Raw genomic sequence first — 17,826 nt, forward strand, 5'->3', positions numbered from 1 at the left:
AATGCTCCTGCACACGCAGGGGTGATCCCAAACTTAGAAAAGACGGCACTATGTACAGCAATGTTCCTGCACACGCAGGGGTGATCCTATTTAACTCCGTTGCATTTTTAACCAAAACTTAATGCTCCTGCACACGCAGGGGTGATCCCAATACTTAGAAAAGACGGCACTATGTACAGCAATGTTCCTGCACACGCAGGGGTGATCCTGGCGGAAGACATGGCGGCTCTTAACCCAGGTAAATGTTCCTGCACACGCAGGGGTGATCCTTGGAGACAAATCTAAGTAAAGGAAGTGAGAAGAATGTTCCTGCACACGCAGGGGTGATCCCCATTAGTGCATGGTAGAGGAGGAAATATGAAAAATGTTCCTGCACACGCAGGGGTGATCCTTACATAAACTGTCTACTATTGCCATATTCAGAATGTTCCTGCACACGCAGGGGTGATCCTAGACATAATTTGTTGCGGATTCTATTATGAACAAGTTTCCTACATAGACAATGTAACCTTAATTTAATTAGACTATAATATATTAAAAAATATTTAATTATTAATAAATTAATATCTAATTTTAATAAATTAACATTCATATTTTTTTAAACTTTCATATTATATAAAATAGTTGTAATTTAAAACTCTTTTTATTTTTTGCTTATTTATAATAATGAATTAAATATACATATCTTAATAAAAACACGATTTGTTCTAAGGTATTTATAAGAAAAATAAGCCATAAATATGTTATAATTTACTTGAGGTGTAATTTTGAAAAAGAGAAGAGCAAAAACTAAATCTAAACCAAAAACTATAAGACCGGAAATTGTAGGAGCAGTTCTTATATTCATTGGACTTATGTCATTTGTGAGTATTTTTTCTGACAAAATGGGATTTATCGGCAATTTTTTATATAAATTAAATACAAATTTAGCGGGTAGAGCGAATTTAGTAGTTCCACTAATTTTTATGTTTCTAGGAACTAGTCTAAGTTTTAAATCGCTTAGAGAAAATTTTTTAAAACATTTTGTGTGTTCACTTATTTTATTTGTGTGTCTTATTATTCTTTTAGACACGGATAAAAGTGGAGACTACACTCTTATCGAAAGAATTCATTTTTCTAAAGAGTATGCAACAGTTGGTAAAGGTGGAGGAGTAATAGGTGCTTCTTTAGGGTTTTTCCTTTACAAGGCACTTGGTGTGGTTGGCACATCAATTGTTATAAGTATCCTTGCTATTGGAACCATACTATACTTAATTAGATTTGATCCTCATAAGGCTAAAGAATTTATCTTAGATTTTTCTAAAAATACAAAAGAAAGTTTTGTAAATTTAAAAGAAAAAATCGTTGAAATGAAAAACGAAAGAGCTTTAGCTAAGGAAGAAAAGGAAAAGAATAAAGATATTAAGGATAAGAAAATTTCTAAGAAGAAGTCAAAAATTGAAAAAGATAATGAAGACGAACCTTCTTTAGAAATTATAGAAAATGATTTTGAAGATGATTCAGATGATGAATTACTTATAAATGTATATGATCAAAATACAAATGAAGTTATTAATTCGGTTAATAAAGAAAACTGCATTAAAGAGAATGAATCTTGTGTAGAAGAATCAAAAGAAAAAGTAGAAACTAAATCTAGAAAGACTAAACTTCAAACCTATGATGAGATTATTGAAGATGAAAAAGAAGAAGAGGAGTTAAGTAAGGATATAGAAAAGTCCATGGAGGAAGAATATGTATATACTGCTCCTCCAATAGAACTTCTTGACAATATAGAAAATGAACGTGGTGACAATAGTGAGATTCTAAAAAATAAAAAAATAATAGAAGAAACTATGGAAAACTTCGGCATTGAATCAAAAATTGTAGCTATAAATAAAGGACCTGTTATAACTTCCTATGAACTTGAACCATCTCCTGGAGTTAGGCTTTCAAAGATTGTTTCTCTTTCTGACAACTTGGCATTATCACTTGCAAGTTCTGATATTAGAATAGAAGCACCAATTCCAGGCAAATCTGTAGTAGGTATCGAAGTTCCAAACAAAACTAAAGCGGCAGTAACTGTTAGAGAACTTATAGAGTCAGATGAATTTAAAGAATTGAACTCTCATCTTCCTTTAGCTTTAGGGAAGGACGTAATGGGCAAGAATATAATTAGTACCATTGACAAGATGCCTCACCTATTAATTGCGGGTGCGACAGGATCTGGTAAATCTGTATGCATAAATACGATTATAACGTCAATTATTTATAAGAGTTCGCCAGAGGATGTAAAGCTTGTACTAATCGACCCGAAAGTAGTTGAGCTTTCAATTTATAATGGTATTCCGCATCTACTTATACCAGTAGTTACAAATCCTAAGAAGGCTCAATATGCTCTTAATTGGGCTGTTCAAGAAATGGAAAAGAGATACCAAGCCTTTGCGGAAAATTCTGTAAGAGACATAAAAGGTTATAACAAGAAGATGAAGAGTCAGGGAGAAAAAGAATTCCCTAGAATAGTTGTAATTGTAGACGAACTTGCAGACCTTATGATGGTATCTGGACAAGAAGTTGAAGATTATATTGCAAGACTTGCTCAAATGGCAAGGGCGGCAGGTATATATCTTATAATTGCAACACAAAGACCATCTGTTGATGTAATAACAGGAACTATAAAAGCAAATATTCCTTCAAGAATTGCATTTGCGGTTTCATCATCGGTAGACTCAAGAACTATACTTGATATAGGTGGAGCTGAAAAACTTCTAGGAAAGGGAGATATGATGTTCTACCCAGGCTATTATTCTAAACCAAAGAGGATTCAGGGTGCATTTATTTCTGATGAAGAAGTGGAAAGAGTAATAGACTTCGTAAAAGGCAATAACGCTAGTCAAATGACTGAGAAGAAAGAAAACTTACTTGATGAAATAGAGAAGAAAACAGAAGAGATAAAAGACAAAGATCCGCTTTTTGAAGAGGCGGTAAGATATATTTTAACAGATGAACAGGCTTCTATATCATTCTTACAAAGAAAACTTAAGGTAGGATATTCTAGAGCGGCAAGAATTGTAGATCAAATGGAAGAAGCTGGAATAATCGGGCCGCATGAAGGCTCTAAACCTAGAACGATTATTATGTCACCTGAGGAAATAGAGAAATATCTGGGAGAAAGAAATGAATAAAGTATACTTTATCACCCTTGGATGTTCAAAGAATGACGTTGATACGGATCTTATGAACACCATTTTGGATGACAAGAAATCAGAAGCAACAAACAATGTTGACGATGCAGATGTAATCATAGTTAACACCTGCGGATTTATAGAGTCTGCAAAAGAAGAATCTATAGATATGACATTAGAAGTAGCTTCTTATAAAGAAAATAAAAAATTAAAAAGTCTTATCCTTGCCGGGTGTCTTGCAGAGAGGTACTCAAACGAACTTATGAAAGAGATACCAGAAATCGATGGGATAATCGGAACTGGACATTTAAATAAAATAAATGAAGTTATAGATCTTTCTTTAGAAGGCAAGAAGCCTGTTTTTATTGGAGATATAAATTCAGAATATTTAGAAGGAAATTTAAAATCAAAACAAGATATAAATATCACAGAATATGTAAAAATATCTGAAGGCTGTGATAATTTCTGTACCTATTGTATAATTCCTAAACTAAAAGGAAAGAATAGATCTAGAAAGCTAGAAAACATCGTAGACGAAGTCAAATACCTAGTTAAAAATGGAACTAGAGAAGTAATTTTAATAGCACAAAATACCACCGACTATGGAATTGATTTATATGGTGAATATAGTCTTGCAAAGCTTCTACATGAACTGGAAAAGATTGAAAATTTAAAATGGATAAGGGTAATGTACCTTTATCCAGACCATTTCACAAAAGAATTGGTAGATGAATTTAAAAACAATAAAAAGCTTGTAAAATATGCAGATATCCCTCTTCAACATGTTTCAGATAATGTTTTAAAGAGGATGAACAGAAGAACCAACAAAGAAGATATCAAAAATCTTATAAAAACCCTTAGATCAGAAATTGATGGAATGGTAATTAGAACCACATTTATAGTTGGTTTTCCAGGTGAAACTGATGAAGATTTCAAGGAGCTTTTGGAATTTATTAATTTTGCAAAATTAGATAGAGTTGGAGCATTCACATATTCAAAAGAAGAAGGAACTCCGGCAGCTAACTTAGAAGGACAGATTTCAGAAGACATAAAGCAAGATAGGTTTGAAAGACTTATGATGGAACAGATGGGAATTTCTGAAGAGCTTTTGAATTCAAAAGTTGGCAAAGTTTTAGAAGTTTTAATTGAGGAAAAAGCCGATGACAAAACTTATATTGGAAGATCAGAGTATGACGCTCCTGAAATTGACACAGAAGTCATATTTACATCGGATAGAGAGCTTGAGATAGGAAGTTTTGTCAAAGTATTTATAGAAGATAGCCAAGAATACGAATTATTGGGAGTTTATAATGAATATAGCAAATAAATTGACTTTTATGAGAATGATACTGGTACCGGTGTTTGTACTATTTATGTATCTTCCTGGAGATAATTACAGAATGATAGCTACAATTATATTTGTAGCTGCATCTTTCACAGATTTTTTAGACGGATATTTAGCAAGAAAGAATGGACTTGTAACTACTTTTGGCAAGTTTGCAGATCCATTAGCAGATAAAATCTTGGTGGCAAGTGCCATAATACTTCTTTCAGAACTTGGACTCATCCCAGGATGGACTGTAATAGTAATAATTGCTAGAGAATTTGCAATTACAGGATTTAGAGTAATAGCTGCATCTGAAAATATAACAATTGCAGCAGGTCCTCTTGGAAAGATAAAGACAGCAACTCAAATGGTTGGAATCATTCTTATTCTCTTAAACTACACTCCATTAGTTAAAATCGGAATAATACTTTATTATATTTCAGTATTCTTTACGATTCTATCAGGAGTAGATTATATTGTAAGGAATAAAGGGGTACTCGATCTTGAAAACATCTAATATAGTAGAGATTATTTCCGTTGGAGATGAAGTCTTAAGAGGATTTACTGTTAACACAAATGGTGCATATTTAGCGAAATATTTATTTGATAGAGGATATATAATAAAGTACCAAACAAATATAGGCGATAATGAATTTGATGTAACAGAAGCGATAAAAGTAGCATCTAAAAGAGCAAGCCATATATTTTTAATAGGAGGTCTTGGGCCTACAGAAGATGATTTAACCAAGGAAATACTTGCAAAATACTTGGGAAGAAATTTAACCGAACATAGAGAGAGTCTATTAAACTTGGAAAAATATTATAAAGGCAGAAATAGAAAACTTACTAAATCTTCTAAAAAACAGATAATGGTGCTAGAAAATTCTACTGTTTTAAATAATTTAGTCGGCATAGCGCCAGGTGAAATATTAGAAGAAAATGGTACAAAATACTATTTACTACCTGGGCCACCTAGAGAATTTCATTTCTTAGTGGATGAATATTTCGATAAATATTTGGAAAGGGAAGTTTTTTATTCAGAAAAAATAAATGTACACGCCTTAGGAGAATCACCTATAGAGGTAAGACTTAGAAATCTTGGAATAGATGGAGATATAACAGTTAATACCTATGCGAAAGGCGCATTCACAGAGATTGATGCAATCTCATATTCAAAAGATAAAACAAAGTTTGAAACTTGCATGAATCTTATAAAAAATGAATTTAAGGGATTTACATTTGAAGAAAACTCATTAGAAGAAGCCATAGTTAAAAGGCTTATAGATAAGGGTTTAAAGATTTCTTTTATGGAAAGTATAACTGGAGGTAGACTCGCTTCAAGCATTACATCTGTACCTGGTAGTTCAAATGTCTTAAAAGAATCTTATGTAACATATTCTAACGAGGCAAAGATAAAACTTGGCGTCGATAAAAATATAATAGAAAAATACTCTGTAGTTAGTAAGGAAACTGCAAGAAGTATGGTCGAAGCACTAGAAAAGATTACGGGAGCAGACATTGTAGTCTCCGTAACTGGAGAAGCAGGTCCTATACCGAGTGTAAAAGATGTAGGAACGGTTTATTCCTCTATTAAATACAGAGATGAGATAGAAGATTTGTCGTTTAATTTCAGTGGATCAAGAGAAAATATTCAAAGCAGTTCCACCACAAGCATATTATCACGTATACTTTTAATAATTGGAGGTTAATATGGATTTAAATTTAGAAAACAAAGAAAAACAAAAAGCCTTAGAGACAGCTGTAACTAAGATTGAAAAGCAATTTGGTAAGGGAGCAGTAATGCTTCTTGGTGAAAACTCAAAGCTAGATATAGAATCTATTCCAACAGGATCTCTAAGCCTGGATGTAGCACTTGGAATTGGTGGGATACCAAAGGGAAGAATAATAGAAATATATGGACCAGAAAGTTCTGGTAAGACAACCCTTGCACTTCACATAGTAGCTGAAGCTCAAAAAATGGGTGGAATAGCAGCTTTTATTGACGCTGAACATGCACTAGATCCACAATATGCTAGAGCTCTTGGGGTTGATGAAAAGAACCTTATTATTTCACAACCAGATTCAGGAGAACAAGCTTTAGAAATTGCAGAACACTTGATTAGATCAAACGCAGTTTCAGTAATCATTATAGACTCAGTAGCAGCATTAACACCTAAGGCAGAAATCGATGGTGAAATGGGAGATGCGATGGTCGGAAGACATGCAAGACTTATGTCTCAGGCACTTAGAAAATTCACAGGTGCTATTCATAAATCTCAAACATCTGTAATCTTTATTAACCAACTTCGTGAAAAAATCGGTGTAGTATTTGGAAATCCAGAAACTACTACAGGTGGACGTGCGCTTAGATTCTATTCTTCTGTAAGGCTTGATATTAGAAAGATTGAGACCTTAAAACAAGGGGACGACATGATAGGTAACAGAGTAAGAGTAAAAGTTGCTAAAAATAAAGTCGCTCCTCCATTTAAACAAGTTGAATTCGATATCATGTACGGAAAAGGAATTTCCAGATCTGGAATATTAATTGACATGGGGGTTGACTATGGATTTGTTGAAAAATCAGGTTCATGGTATAGCTATGGTGAAGAAAAATTAGGTCAAGGAAGAGAAAACGCAAAAGCCTTCCTAGAACAAAATAAAAATATTGCAGATGAAATAGAAGCTAAAATTAGAGAAACATTAAAACCAAAAGAAGAAGCTGAAGTGGATTCAAAAGAAGTAAAAGAAGAAGATATAGATCAAGGATTCTTAGAATAATGAAAATTCTTTACTTTACTGACACCCACTATAGAGGTACCAATCCTCAAAACAGATTGGATAACTTTTTAGAAACACAAGTAAAGAAGACGGAAGAAGTTATGGAGATCGCAAGAATGGAGGATGTGGATTATATCTTTCATGGAGGCGATCTCTTTGACCGTCCGGACATAGCTATATCTGTTGTATCAACTTTTGCTAAGATTTTTAAAGAGGCACCAGCTCCAATATATATTGTTAGTGGAAACCATGACATATATGGTCACAATCCTGATACGCTAAATAGGACTGTTATGGGACTTCTTTGCGATTTAAAAGTTTTAAATTTAGTAAATGGAAAAGATATCTATTTAAAAAAAGATGTAGTAGTTAAACTTACCGGGACTCCATATAAGTATGGAATGGATCTTAAAGAAAATATGAAGAGATACTTGGTAAAAGAAGAAGAGAAAGATTACGACTATAGAATTCATATGACCCATGGATTTATAATCGATAAATCATTTGTAAACACTGTAGATTATACAACAGTTGAAGATTTATACACAACGGATGCAGACATTACTCTTTGTGGACATTACCATCTAGGCTTCAAAACAGTTTGTCATGAGGAAGATGGACATAAGAAATACTTTATAAATCCAGGAGCCATGGTAAGACTTTCAAATTCTATGCTTGAAATAAAGAGAAAACCAAAAGTTGTAATAATAGAACTGACAGATGAAATAAAACTAAAAGAAATCTATTTAAAATCTGCACTGGACGGAGAGTTAGTCTTAGATAGAAGCGTAATGGAAAACTTTAAGTCCAAGAGGAGTAGAGATTTAGCTTTTAGTGATATGGTAAGTTCAAATTTAAATTTAAATAAATTAAATATATTCGACATGATTTCCGAAATAGCAAAAGAAAATAATCTTCCGGAAAAAGTCAGAGAAGAAGCAATAAAAAGAATAGGGGAGGCTGAGTTAGAAAGCAAATGAAATATATAAAAAAAGTTCACTTGATAAATTTCCAATCTCATGCCGACTCTATTTTAGATTTCGGAGAAGGTTTAAATGTAATTCTTGGTAGAAGTGATAGCGGAAAGACAGCGGTAATAAGAGCTATTAAATGGGCTTTATACAATGAACCAAGGGGAGATTATTTTGTTAGAATCGGAGAAAAGGATACATCTGTTGAAATAACATTTTCTGACGACACTGTACTTAAAAGAGCTAGAAACGGTAATAAAAATGTATATGAATTTAAAAATCTACTGGGAGAAGTTACAAGGTATGAAGGGTTTGGTGGAGAAGTACCACAAGAAATAATTGATCAAACAGAAATATTTAAAGACTCAATAGGTCAAAACAGTCAAATTCTCTATATACAAGATCAACTTGAAGGACCGTTTTTATTATCACTAAGTCCTGGTCAAAAAGCAGCGGAGATTGGTAAATTAATAGGAGTAGATATCTTAGATATAGCCATTACAAATACTAGAAGAGATACATTAAAATTAAATGGAATTTTAAGAGAAAAGAAAGAAGAGAAAGAAAAACTAGAGAAAGAACTTGAGGGATTTTCATTCTTAGAAGAAGATGAAAATAAGTTAAATAGACTAATAGAAATTCAAAAAGCTCTCTTTGAAAAAGAAGATAAACTTAATAAACTTTCTTTCCTTTATGATGGTCTTTCTAAGATTAAAAAATCTATAGAAGAGCAAAAAGCTATTATAGAAAAGTTTAAAGAATTAGAGAATGTAAAAATTATATTTGAAAAACTAGAACATATAGGGCTTAAATTAAATTTACTTAAAAACGCACACTCAAAGCTTGTTAAAAGTAAAGATGATTTAGAAAAGAATAAGAAAGTTATAGATAATTTAGTAAATTTAGATAAGAGTATAGAAAAATACAAAGAATTAGAAGAAAAATTTAGAAAATTACAAACATTCTATAGATATTACAAAGAAATCAAAATTTTTGATGAAAGAATTAGTAATGGAAACATATACATTAAAAACTTCAAAGACGTTGAAAGAGCAAAAGAAACATACACAAAACTTGATTCTTTAAATAGAAAACTAAGTATTCTTGAAGAAATAGGTATTAATTTAAAAAATTTAAATAATGAAATTTTAAGAATTAACTCCGAATTAAAATCCATAGATAAGGAAGAAGAAAATATACTTTTAAAGTATGAAGAAATATATAAAAAACTTGATTACTGCCCATTCTGCTATTCTAAAATTGGAAATGAAAGCAGACAGAATATACTTGACCACTTAAGAGGTGAAATATGAATTACGAAGAAGAACTAAAAAAATTAAAAGAAAAATTAAATACTGCAAGCACTATGAAGGTAAAAGCTGAAGCAGCTCTAGAAAGTATAGAAAATAACAGAAAAGAATATCTTGAACAAGTAAAAAACTTGGGAGTAGATCCAAAGAATTTAGAAAGTGAAATAAATTCACTTAAAATAGAGATAAATTCGCTACTAGAAGAAGCTAACAGCCTACTTCCTAAGGATATTTAAAATGGATCTAAATACAAGAATAAGAGAGTACTCAAATTATGTTCTACTTCAAAAGGCAAAGAAAGAGTCGCTAGAAGATAGGATTTCTGAACTAAATAAAGATTTAAAATCTCAAGAAGAATACTTAGACCTCGTAAATAAAACACAAATCTTGTTAAAAAATACTTCTGAATATGCGAGAAAACAGGCGATATCACAGATAGAAATAGTGGTGACAAGATTTCTACAATATGTATTTGAAACAGATATGGAATTTAAAATCGAATTACAAGAAAAATCTGGGGTTCCTTCCTGCGAATTTTATGTAGTAAATAGATATGATGATTTAGAAATAAAGACAAAACCAGAGGATTCTAGAGGTGGAGGAGTAGTAGATATAGTTTCTATGGCTCTTAGGATATCGTTTATCACCCAGATGAAAAGAAGATCATCAGGTCCACTAATATTGGATGAACCAGGAAAACATGTAAGTAATGACTATATTTTTAACCTAGGGGAATTCTTAAGAGAGCTCTCAAGGAGCCTAGATATGCAAATCATAATGGTGACACATAATGAATATTTAAAAGAAATTTCTGATAGTTCTCAAACTGTAAGCATAAGAAATGGAATTTCAAAAATTTCTGATAGTATAGAGGAATCTAACAATTAATAATTAAGTTTTAACTTATAAAAATCCTGATATTTTCCAAAAGTTACGGGTATAAATAAAAAAGAAATGAAATACCAATTAATACTTTAATCCACTTTTAAGGTATTGACATACAAGTCGATATAGGATACTATAAAGGTATAGTTTGAAACAAGTTTTTTATTTCTTTGAATGGAAAACCTTTCCTATAATTTTATTTGGAGGTGAGTAGTCTGAGTATCTTTAAAAGAAGGAAGCCTAATAAAAAGAATTTTAAAAATGAAGAGCATCCGAAAGAAGAAAACAATAAAGACGAAAGAACGAAACTGACCGACATTAAAGACAAAAATGCAGATGTTAAACAAGCGTCTAACAAGAAGGAAATGACAAAAAATGAGCATCAAAATTCTCAAAATACTAATAAAGGGAAAAATAACAGTATCAAAAATGTAGAAAAAGAAAGAAAAGATAATAAAAATAACAAAACTTTTGAAAAATCTACTGAAAAAGGTATAAATGCTCATAAAGATGAAGGGGGTAAATCAATGTTATTTAAAACAACAGAACAACATGAAGCTTTACGTAAAGCTGTAAGAGAATTTGCAGAAGCAGAAGTTAAGCCAATAGCATTTTCACTTGATCAAAACAACGAATTCCCAGATGAAATCGTTAAAATGATGGGTGAACACGGATGGATGGGTCTACCATATGAAAAGAAATATGGCGGAGCTGGATTGGATGCTATTTCTTATGCAATAGCTGTAGAAGAACTTTCAAGAGTTGACGGTGGTGTAGGAGTTATACTAAGTGCTCATACTTCACTAGGTTCTTATCCAATCGAAGCATTTGGTACAGAAGAACAAAAACAAAAATATTTAGTACCACTTGCAAAAGGTGAAAAAATAGGTGCTTTCGGTCTTACTGAACCAGAAGCAGGATCTGATGCTGGTGGAACTGAAACAGTAGCAGAATTGGATGGAGATTATTACATTCTTAATGGTAATAAAATATTCATCACAAACGCTCCAAAAGCTGACTATTATGTAGTGTTTGCAGTAACTACTCCTGGAATTGGTACTCACGGAATATCTGCATTTATTGTTGAAAAAGGATGGGAAGGATTCACATTTGGAGATCATTACGATAAATTAGGTATTAGATCATCATCAACTGCAGAACTTCAATTCAACAATGTAAAGGTTCCAAAAGAAAACTTACTTGGACAAGAAGGACAAGGATTTAGAATCGCAATGCAAACTCTTGACGGTGGACGTATAGGAATCGCTGCTCAAGCACTAGGTATTGCACAAGGAGCTTATGAAGCTGCTCTTAAATACGCAAAAGAAAGAATTCAATTTGGTAGACCAATTGCTCAACAACAAGCTATTTCATTTAAACTTGCTGATATGGCAACTAAACTACGTTGCGCAAGATTCTTGATTTACTCTGCAGCAGAAATGAAGACTAACCATGAAAACTATGGTATGGAATCTGCAATGGCTAAGATGTATGCATCTGATATCGCTCTAGAAGTAGTAAATGATGCACTTCAAATCCATGGTGGAAACGGATACCTAAAGGGCATGGACGTTGAAAGAATGTACAGAGATGCTAAGATCACTACAATCTATGAAGGAACTAACGAAATTCAAAGAGTTGTTATAGCTTCTCATATAATAGGGAAAATGCCTAAACGTGGCGGTGGATCTAAAGCTGTAGCTCCAGGCAAAAAACAAGGACCTATAACTGGAGAAAGAAAAAGAGAAATAATTAAAGCTGACACAGCAAAAGAAGCTGTTGATATATTAGTAAAAAATCTTAAGAAAGACGGATACGACTTCTCAGTTGGTATAGATATAAACACTCCTATTGGAGATGCTGAAAGAGTAGTTTCAGTTGGTAAAGGTGTTGGAAATGAAAAAGGATTAGAACTAGCTCGTAAAGTTGCAAAAGCAGCAGGAGCAGCTCTAGGATCTTCAAGACCAGTAGCTGAAAACATGAAACTATTACCACTTGAAAGATATGTTGGTATGTCAGGACAAAAATTCAGAGGAAACCTATATATTGCACTAGGTGTATCTGGAGCAAGCCAACACTTAAAGGGTATTAAAGATGCATCTACAATAGTTGCAATTAATAAAAATGCAGGAGCTCCAATATTTAAAAATGCTGACTATGGTATAGTTGGAGATATGTTCGAAATCATGCCACTTCTTGCAGAAGCACTAGGAACTGGAGAAAAGAAACCAGCTCCACCTATGAAGAAAGTTAGAAGATCAAAACCTAGAAAACTTGCACCAACAGCAGGCGTATATGTTTGCCCAGGATGTGGATATGAATATGATCCTGATCTAGGCGATCCAGAAGGTGAAATTGATCCAGGTACAGTATTTGACAGACTACCAGATGATTGGGTATGCCCAGATTGTCAAACTGAAAAATCTGAATTTATAGAAGCTGATTTCCCAGCTGATAGAAAGTAATTAGGAGGTTTTTTACTATGTCAATGTACAAAATTAGAGAAGTTGCTGAAGACCTATACTATGTAGGCGGTAACGATAAAAGAATAGAATTATTTGAAAATATGTTCCCAATACCAGACGGAGTATCATACAACTCTTATCTTCTATTAGATGAAAAGACTGTATTAGTAGACTCTGTAGATTGGTCAATAGCTAGAGATTATCTAGAAAGAGTAAGAGAAGTTCTTAATGGAAGACCACTAGATTACCTTCTAATTCACCACATGGAACCAGACCACTGTGGAGCTATAGAAGAAGTACTTCTAAGATATCCAAAATGTAAGATTATATCAAGCGAACAAGCTTTTGATATAATGAGACAAATTGGATACAAGATTCCAGATGAAAATATAGAAATAGTTAAAGAAGGCGATACTAGAAGTTTCGGTAAACATACACTAGCATTCATCGAAGCTCCTATGGTTCACTGGCCAGAAGTTATAATGTCATTTGACACTTATAATGGAGTTCTATTCACAGCAGACGGATTTGGATCATTCAAGGCTCTTGATGGAAAACTATTCAATGACGAAGTTGATTGGGATAGAGATTGGCTAGATGAAGGACGTAGATACCTAACTAATATCGTAGGTAAGTACGGACCATTCATCCAAGATGTTCTTAAAAAAGCTGGACCACTTCTACCACAAGTTAAATATATCTGTTCACTTCACGGACTTGTTTGGAGAAACAATTTCGGATATATTATAGACAAATATGACAAATGGTCTAAATATGAACCAGAAGATTACGGTGTACTAATTGTTTACGGTTCAATGTATGGAAATACAGAAAGAGCTGCACAAGAATTAGCAAACGACTTAGTACAAAAAGGAATGACAAAAGTAGAAGTATTTGACGTTTCAAAAACTCACGTATCATACCTAATTGCTAAAGCTTTCCAATATTCACACATCGTTTTAGCTTCTGTAACTTATAACCTTGGAATTTATCCTCCAATGAAGAATTTCATTGCTGACATGGCTGCTCTAAATCTACAAAACAGAACAGTTGGTATCATTGAAAACGGTACTTGGGCATGTACAGTAGGAGATAAAATTGAAGATTATCTAAACGAAAACATGAAGCTTATAGATGTTCTAGGTGAAAGAGTTACAATCAATACTTCATTAAATATCGCAAACAAGAACGATATGGAAGCGCTAGCTGACTCACTAATAGAATCAATTAAGAACACTCAAGAACTTAAAGCTAAGCTTGCTGAATAAAATAAAATTTGAGAGACCCTTAATGGGTCTCTTTTTACATATGGTGATATAATTTTTAAAACACTAGAGACAAAGTAAATTTTAAAGATGTATAATAGACTTATATTCAAAACATAGGAGGAGAGATGAGTAAGAAGAATTTAAAAAATGGAAAAAATAAAATGCCTAAGTTCGATAAGGAAAAGGCTGAAAAAGAATTTAGAATTGGAGCTTATTCTGTAATATTACTCCTAGCAATTTATTTTATTTTAAAATATTTTGGAAATTAGGCGCAATTAAGAATGATAAAAATAATTAAATAAAATTTAAATTACTAAACGTATAATAAGCTTATAATATTATACGTTTTATTTTGTGCAATATATTTTAAATTCCTCGTTTAGTTATAGGAAAAATATTTGTGTTTGATCTTACCAATAGCTAGGTGAAATACATATCTACCCAAAAAATTTTTTTCATAGTATAATAAAATGTAGGAAAAAAGGAGAGGACATGAAAAAGAATAATAATATTTTTATAATAATAATGGCTTTGGCGGCATTATTCTCATTTTATTTTGTAAAGAAGAGAATAGAGATTGAAAAAGCTTACAAAAATTTTGATATAGTAGCTGATTATAATGAATTTAAAACTCTTGGTTATTTATATGGAGATAGTGATGAGTTTTTACAAAAAATTGTAGATGCAGGAGCAAATGTCATCGCTCTTAGCGAAAGCACTATCAATTCTTTAGAGGAAGATCCAGAGATAAATATAAAAACTAAAATTGACAATGGATATTTATATGTTTCTGGAGATAAAGATATAATTGAATTTGTAAAAGAGGGACTAAAATCTTTAAAAGATAATAGAAGTGTTGAATATACAAAAGATGGCAGTTTAAAAATAGAAACATTACCTAAGGATTTGGTTAAATTTAGAGATAAAGGAATTGATATTTTTGGTTATCCAGCTGGCAGTAGAGGAGAACCTCATTCATATATTGAATATATTGGTCTAGGATTCTATAAAACATATTTAGAAAATATTCCTGCTAACGCAAAAATTTTACTACGTCCTATGGTAAATAATTTTTACCAAGATCAAAAGTTTGTAATCGATAGATACTTTAAAGCTTACGATGAACTCTATAAAAATAAATCAGTAGAAGAAAGAGTAAATTATTTAACTTTTGCTGGTGGAGAAGCCTTCATGGAAACAGAAGATGGCATAGTTGGCAAATTTGTAGATGAACTAAACAAAAGAAATCTTGGGATAGCAGTTATAGAATCATCTACTCAAAGAGGCAGTTTAAAATTACTTGGTCAAGAACCAATTGTCAATAGAGAAGATGTAAGAAAACTTAGAATGTTTACTACTTGGGATTATATACAAAGAGAATTTGACTATGGAATTCCAGGACATCAAAATGGTGAAGAAATTTCAAATGTCTACTTTAGAGCAATTAGTGAGAGAAACATTGCTTCTATAATGCTTAAACCATTCGTAAAAGATGATAGAGCTATAACAGATGTAGCTGCTTATGAAAATGTAGTAAAGATGACAGTTGATAGAATGGAAAAGATTGGTTTTAGTCACGGGACGGCAGTACCTATGAATGAATGGTCACCTAGATCATTTATGAAACTTCCTGCTGCTTTTGGAGTAAGTGCAGCTGCGGTTATTTTCCTTGGAATATTATTTAACATAAGTTTTATATTAAAAATAATATTATTTATACTTGGAATAATGCCGGCAATTCTATTCTTTGGACTTGGTAAGATGACAGGTTTTGGTGCAAGTCTTTACAATTTAGGAGCAATAATAATTCTTCCTACACTTGCAACATGTTATGTGCTTAAAAATTATAATAACTATAGAAATAGAAAAAATATAGATACCAATAAAATTTCTGATGCACAAATATTTATAAAGGGAATGATAATTCTTTTAGTTTCTGTCATTATAACTATGGTAGGTGCTCTTTATGAAGTTTCATTCTTAGCTTCAACTAGAGATATGCTAGAACTTATAATATTTAGAGGAGTTAAGATCAGTCAAATAATGCCAATTCTTCTATCACTAGTAGTATTTTTATACTATATTGGTGTCTCAAGAGATAAGGTAGAAGAAAGACTAGACATTCATGAAGTTGGTAAATTCTTAAATATGAATGTTAAGTTTTGGCATGCGATGATGGGAGTTGTAGCACTAGGAGTTCTTGCTCTACTTCTTCTAAGAGGCGGAAATACAAATGTAAAGGTTCCAGGAGCTGAATTAAGATTTAGAAACTTCCTTGAAAATACTCTTCCAGTAAGACCTAGAACAAAAGCGATATTCTTAGGATATCCAGCTGTAGTTTTATTGATCTACTTGGCATATAAAAAACGTGGAAGATTTTTGGAAATATTCTTGACTATTCTTATTGCAATCGGTCAAGCTGACATTGTAAATACTTTTTCACATATTAGAACACCAATTTTGGTTTCATTCCAAAGAATCGCAATCGAATATATAGTCTGCATTCCTGTAGCTATTTTATTCGTATTAATATACAAATTCGCATTGAAAGGATACGATAGATTTGCCAATTAAAGTGCTTTTATCGGGCTATTATGGCTATAACAACATAGGTGATGAAGCTATCTTAAAAGGGCTTATAGATTCATTACAGACTTACAATTTAAAATTAAAAGTGCTATCAAAAAACCCAGAATGGACCACTAAGAAGTATTCTGTAGATTCTGCCAATAGGTCAAATATATTTCAACTTTTAAAAGAAATTAAAAATTGCGATGTACTACTAAGTGGCGGAGGAAGTCTCTTGCAAGATGTGACTTCTTCAAAATCAATTATTTACTATCTAATGATTCTTTTCATGGCGATTATAATGGGTAAGAAAACAATTATCTATAGCCAGGGAATAGGCCCAATTAAAGGTAGATTTAATCGTAGGCTTACTAAGTTTATTCTAAACAGAGTTGACTATATAAATGTAAGAGATAACAATAGCTATGATTATCTTAGAAAGATTGGCATAAATAAAGATATTATTGTAACTACAGATACTGTTTTTGGAATAAACAAACCTTCTTTAAAAGAGGGGCTAGGAATAGTAGAGAATTATTCTAAAAGAGATTCTAAAAAACTTGGTGTTACTATTATAAATTGGAAAGACTGTGGTGAAAGAACGATTGAAGAAAGTGTTAAACTTCTAAAAATAATTCTTGAGGAACAGCCAGATGTAGATGTGTTTTTAATTCCGTTTTACTACCATGTGGATCTTGATATTTTAACTAAGATTTATGATAGACTAAAAGATGATTATAAAAATATTTATTTAGTTGATAAATATCTACATGTAGATGGATATCTTTCACTGGTTGGTAATATGGATATATACCTCTCTATGAGGTTACACGGTTTAATATTTGCAACCCTTATGGGTGCTTATCCAATTGGAATTTCATACGACCCAAAGATAGATGGGTTTATGAAAGAATTAGGTAGAAATCAATCATACTACGTTGAAGATTTTGAAGGAGAAAAAGTGGCTAATGAAATTTTATTTTCTTTAGACAGTATAGATAATCTTAATAAAAAACTTCAACAAGACGTGGAACATTTAAGAAAAATAGCTAAAGAATCTGCTGAAAATTTATATGAATTTATTAGGTGATAG

14 protein-coding genes and 1 CRISPR repeat array are annotated in these 17,826 nt (G+C 32.0%); all 14 genes read left to right on the forward strand.

What is annotated here, in order from left to right; genetic code table 11:
- A CRISPR array of direct repeats spans positions 1-452; the repeat unit is 28 nt; unit sequence AATGTTCCTGCACACGCAGGGGTGATCC.
- Between the two features lie 315 nt (positions 453-767).
- The 14 genes from HMPREF1252_RS05650 (at position 768) to csaB (ending at position 17,823) form a co-directional block, all read left to right on the forward strand.
- A complete protein-coding gene (locus HMPREF1252_RS05650) occupies positions 768-3,161 on the forward strand; it encodes a DNA translocase FtsK 4TM domain-containing protein (protein ID WP_023059801.1) in 2,394 nt (797 codons plus the stop codon).
- Entirely contained in the window at positions 3,154-4,488 is a 1,335-nt protein-coding gene (gene rimO, locus HMPREF1252_RS05655) for a 30S ribosomal protein S12 methylthiotransferase RimO (RefSeq protein ID WP_023059912.1), read from the forward strand. Before HMPREF1252_RS05650 ends, rimO begins: the two co-directional genes overlap by 8 nt.
- Positions 4,472-5,005, forward strand: a complete 534-nt coding sequence (pgsA, locus tag HMPREF1252_RS05660; protein ID WP_023059855.1) for a CDP-diacylglycerol--glycerol-3-phosphate 3-phosphatidyltransferase — start codon at positions 4,472-4,474, stop codon at positions 5,003-5,005. Before rimO ends, pgsA begins: the two co-directional genes overlap by 17 nt.
- Complete coding sequence (locus tag HMPREF1252_RS05665; RefSeq protein WP_023059769.1) at positions 4,992-6,197, forward strand: CinA family nicotinamide mononucleotide deamidase-related protein; 1,206 nt, start codon at positions 4,992-4,994, stop codon at positions 6,195-6,197. The genes pgsA and HMPREF1252_RS05665 overlap by 14 nt, the downstream gene beginning before the upstream one ends.
- Before the next feature lies 1 nt (position 6,198).
- The gene (recA, locus tag HMPREF1252_RS05670) at positions 6,199-7,266 is read left to right on the forward strand and encodes a recombinase RecA (RefSeq protein ID WP_023059790.1); all 1,068 of its coding nucleotides are present in this window, start codon (positions 6,199-6,201) and stop codon (positions 7,264-7,266) included.
- Positions 7,266-8,246 (forward strand): metallophosphoesterase, encoded by a 981-nt coding sequence (locus HMPREF1252_RS05675; RefSeq protein WP_023059858.1) that lies wholly within the window; start codon positions 7,266-7,268, stop codon positions 8,244-8,246. The genes recA and HMPREF1252_RS05675 overlap by 1 nt, the downstream gene beginning before the upstream one ends.
- The gene (locus HMPREF1252_RS09310; RefSeq protein WP_023059888.1) at positions 8,243-9,550 is read left to right on the forward strand and encodes an AAA family ATPase; all 1,308 of its coding nucleotides are present in this window, start codon (positions 8,243-8,245) and stop codon (positions 9,548-9,550) included. The genes HMPREF1252_RS05675 and HMPREF1252_RS09310 overlap by 4 nt, the downstream gene beginning before the upstream one ends.
- The gene (locus HMPREF1252_RS05685) at positions 9,547-9,783 is read left to right on the forward strand and encodes a hypothetical protein (protein WP_023059868.1); all 237 of its coding nucleotides are present in this window, start codon (positions 9,547-9,549) and stop codon (positions 9,781-9,783) included. The genes HMPREF1252_RS09310 and HMPREF1252_RS05685 overlap by 4 nt, the downstream gene beginning before the upstream one ends.
- A gap of 1 nt (position 9,784) precedes the next feature.
- Positions 9,785-10,435, forward strand: a complete 651-nt coding sequence (locus HMPREF1252_RS05690; protein ID WP_023059913.1) for an ATPase AAA — start codon at positions 9,785-9,787, stop codon at positions 10,433-10,435.
- Between the two features lie 524 nt (positions 10,436-10,959).
- Complete coding sequence (locus tag HMPREF1252_RS09595; RefSeq protein ID WP_081695940.1) at positions 10,960-12,897, forward strand: acyl-CoA dehydrogenase family protein; 1,938 nt, start codon at positions 10,960-10,962, stop codon at positions 12,895-12,897.
- Between the two features lie 23 nt (positions 12,898-12,920).
- Positions 12,921-14,165 (forward strand): FprA family A-type flavoprotein, encoded by a 1,245-nt coding sequence (locus tag HMPREF1252_RS05700; protein WP_036746999.1) that lies wholly within the window; start codon positions 12,921-12,923, stop codon positions 14,163-14,165.
- Between the two features lie 125 nt (positions 14,166-14,290).
- Entirely contained in the window at positions 14,291-14,434 is a 144-nt protein-coding gene (locus HMPREF1252_RS09745) for a hypothetical protein (protein ID WP_023059821.1), read from the forward strand.
- A gap of 223 nt (positions 14,435-14,657) precedes the next feature.
- The gene (locus tag HMPREF1252_RS05705; protein ID WP_023059825.1) at positions 14,658-16,739 is read left to right on the forward strand and encodes a DUF5693 family protein; all 2,082 of its coding nucleotides are present in this window, start codon (positions 14,658-14,660) and stop codon (positions 16,737-16,739) included.
- Positions 16,729-17,823 (forward strand): polysaccharide pyruvyl transferase CsaB, encoded by a 1,095-nt coding sequence (gene csaB / locus HMPREF1252_RS05710; protein WP_023059923.1) that lies wholly within the window; start codon positions 16,729-16,731, stop codon positions 17,821-17,823. The genes HMPREF1252_RS05705 and csaB overlap by 11 nt, the downstream gene beginning before the upstream one ends.
- Positions 17,824-17,826 lie beyond the last annotated feature (3 nt).

The organism is Peptoniphilus sp. BV3AC2, assembly GCF_000478945.1.
Lineage (GTDB): Bacteria > Bacillota > Clostridia > Tissierellales > Peptoniphilaceae > Peptoniphilus_B > Peptoniphilus_B duerdenii.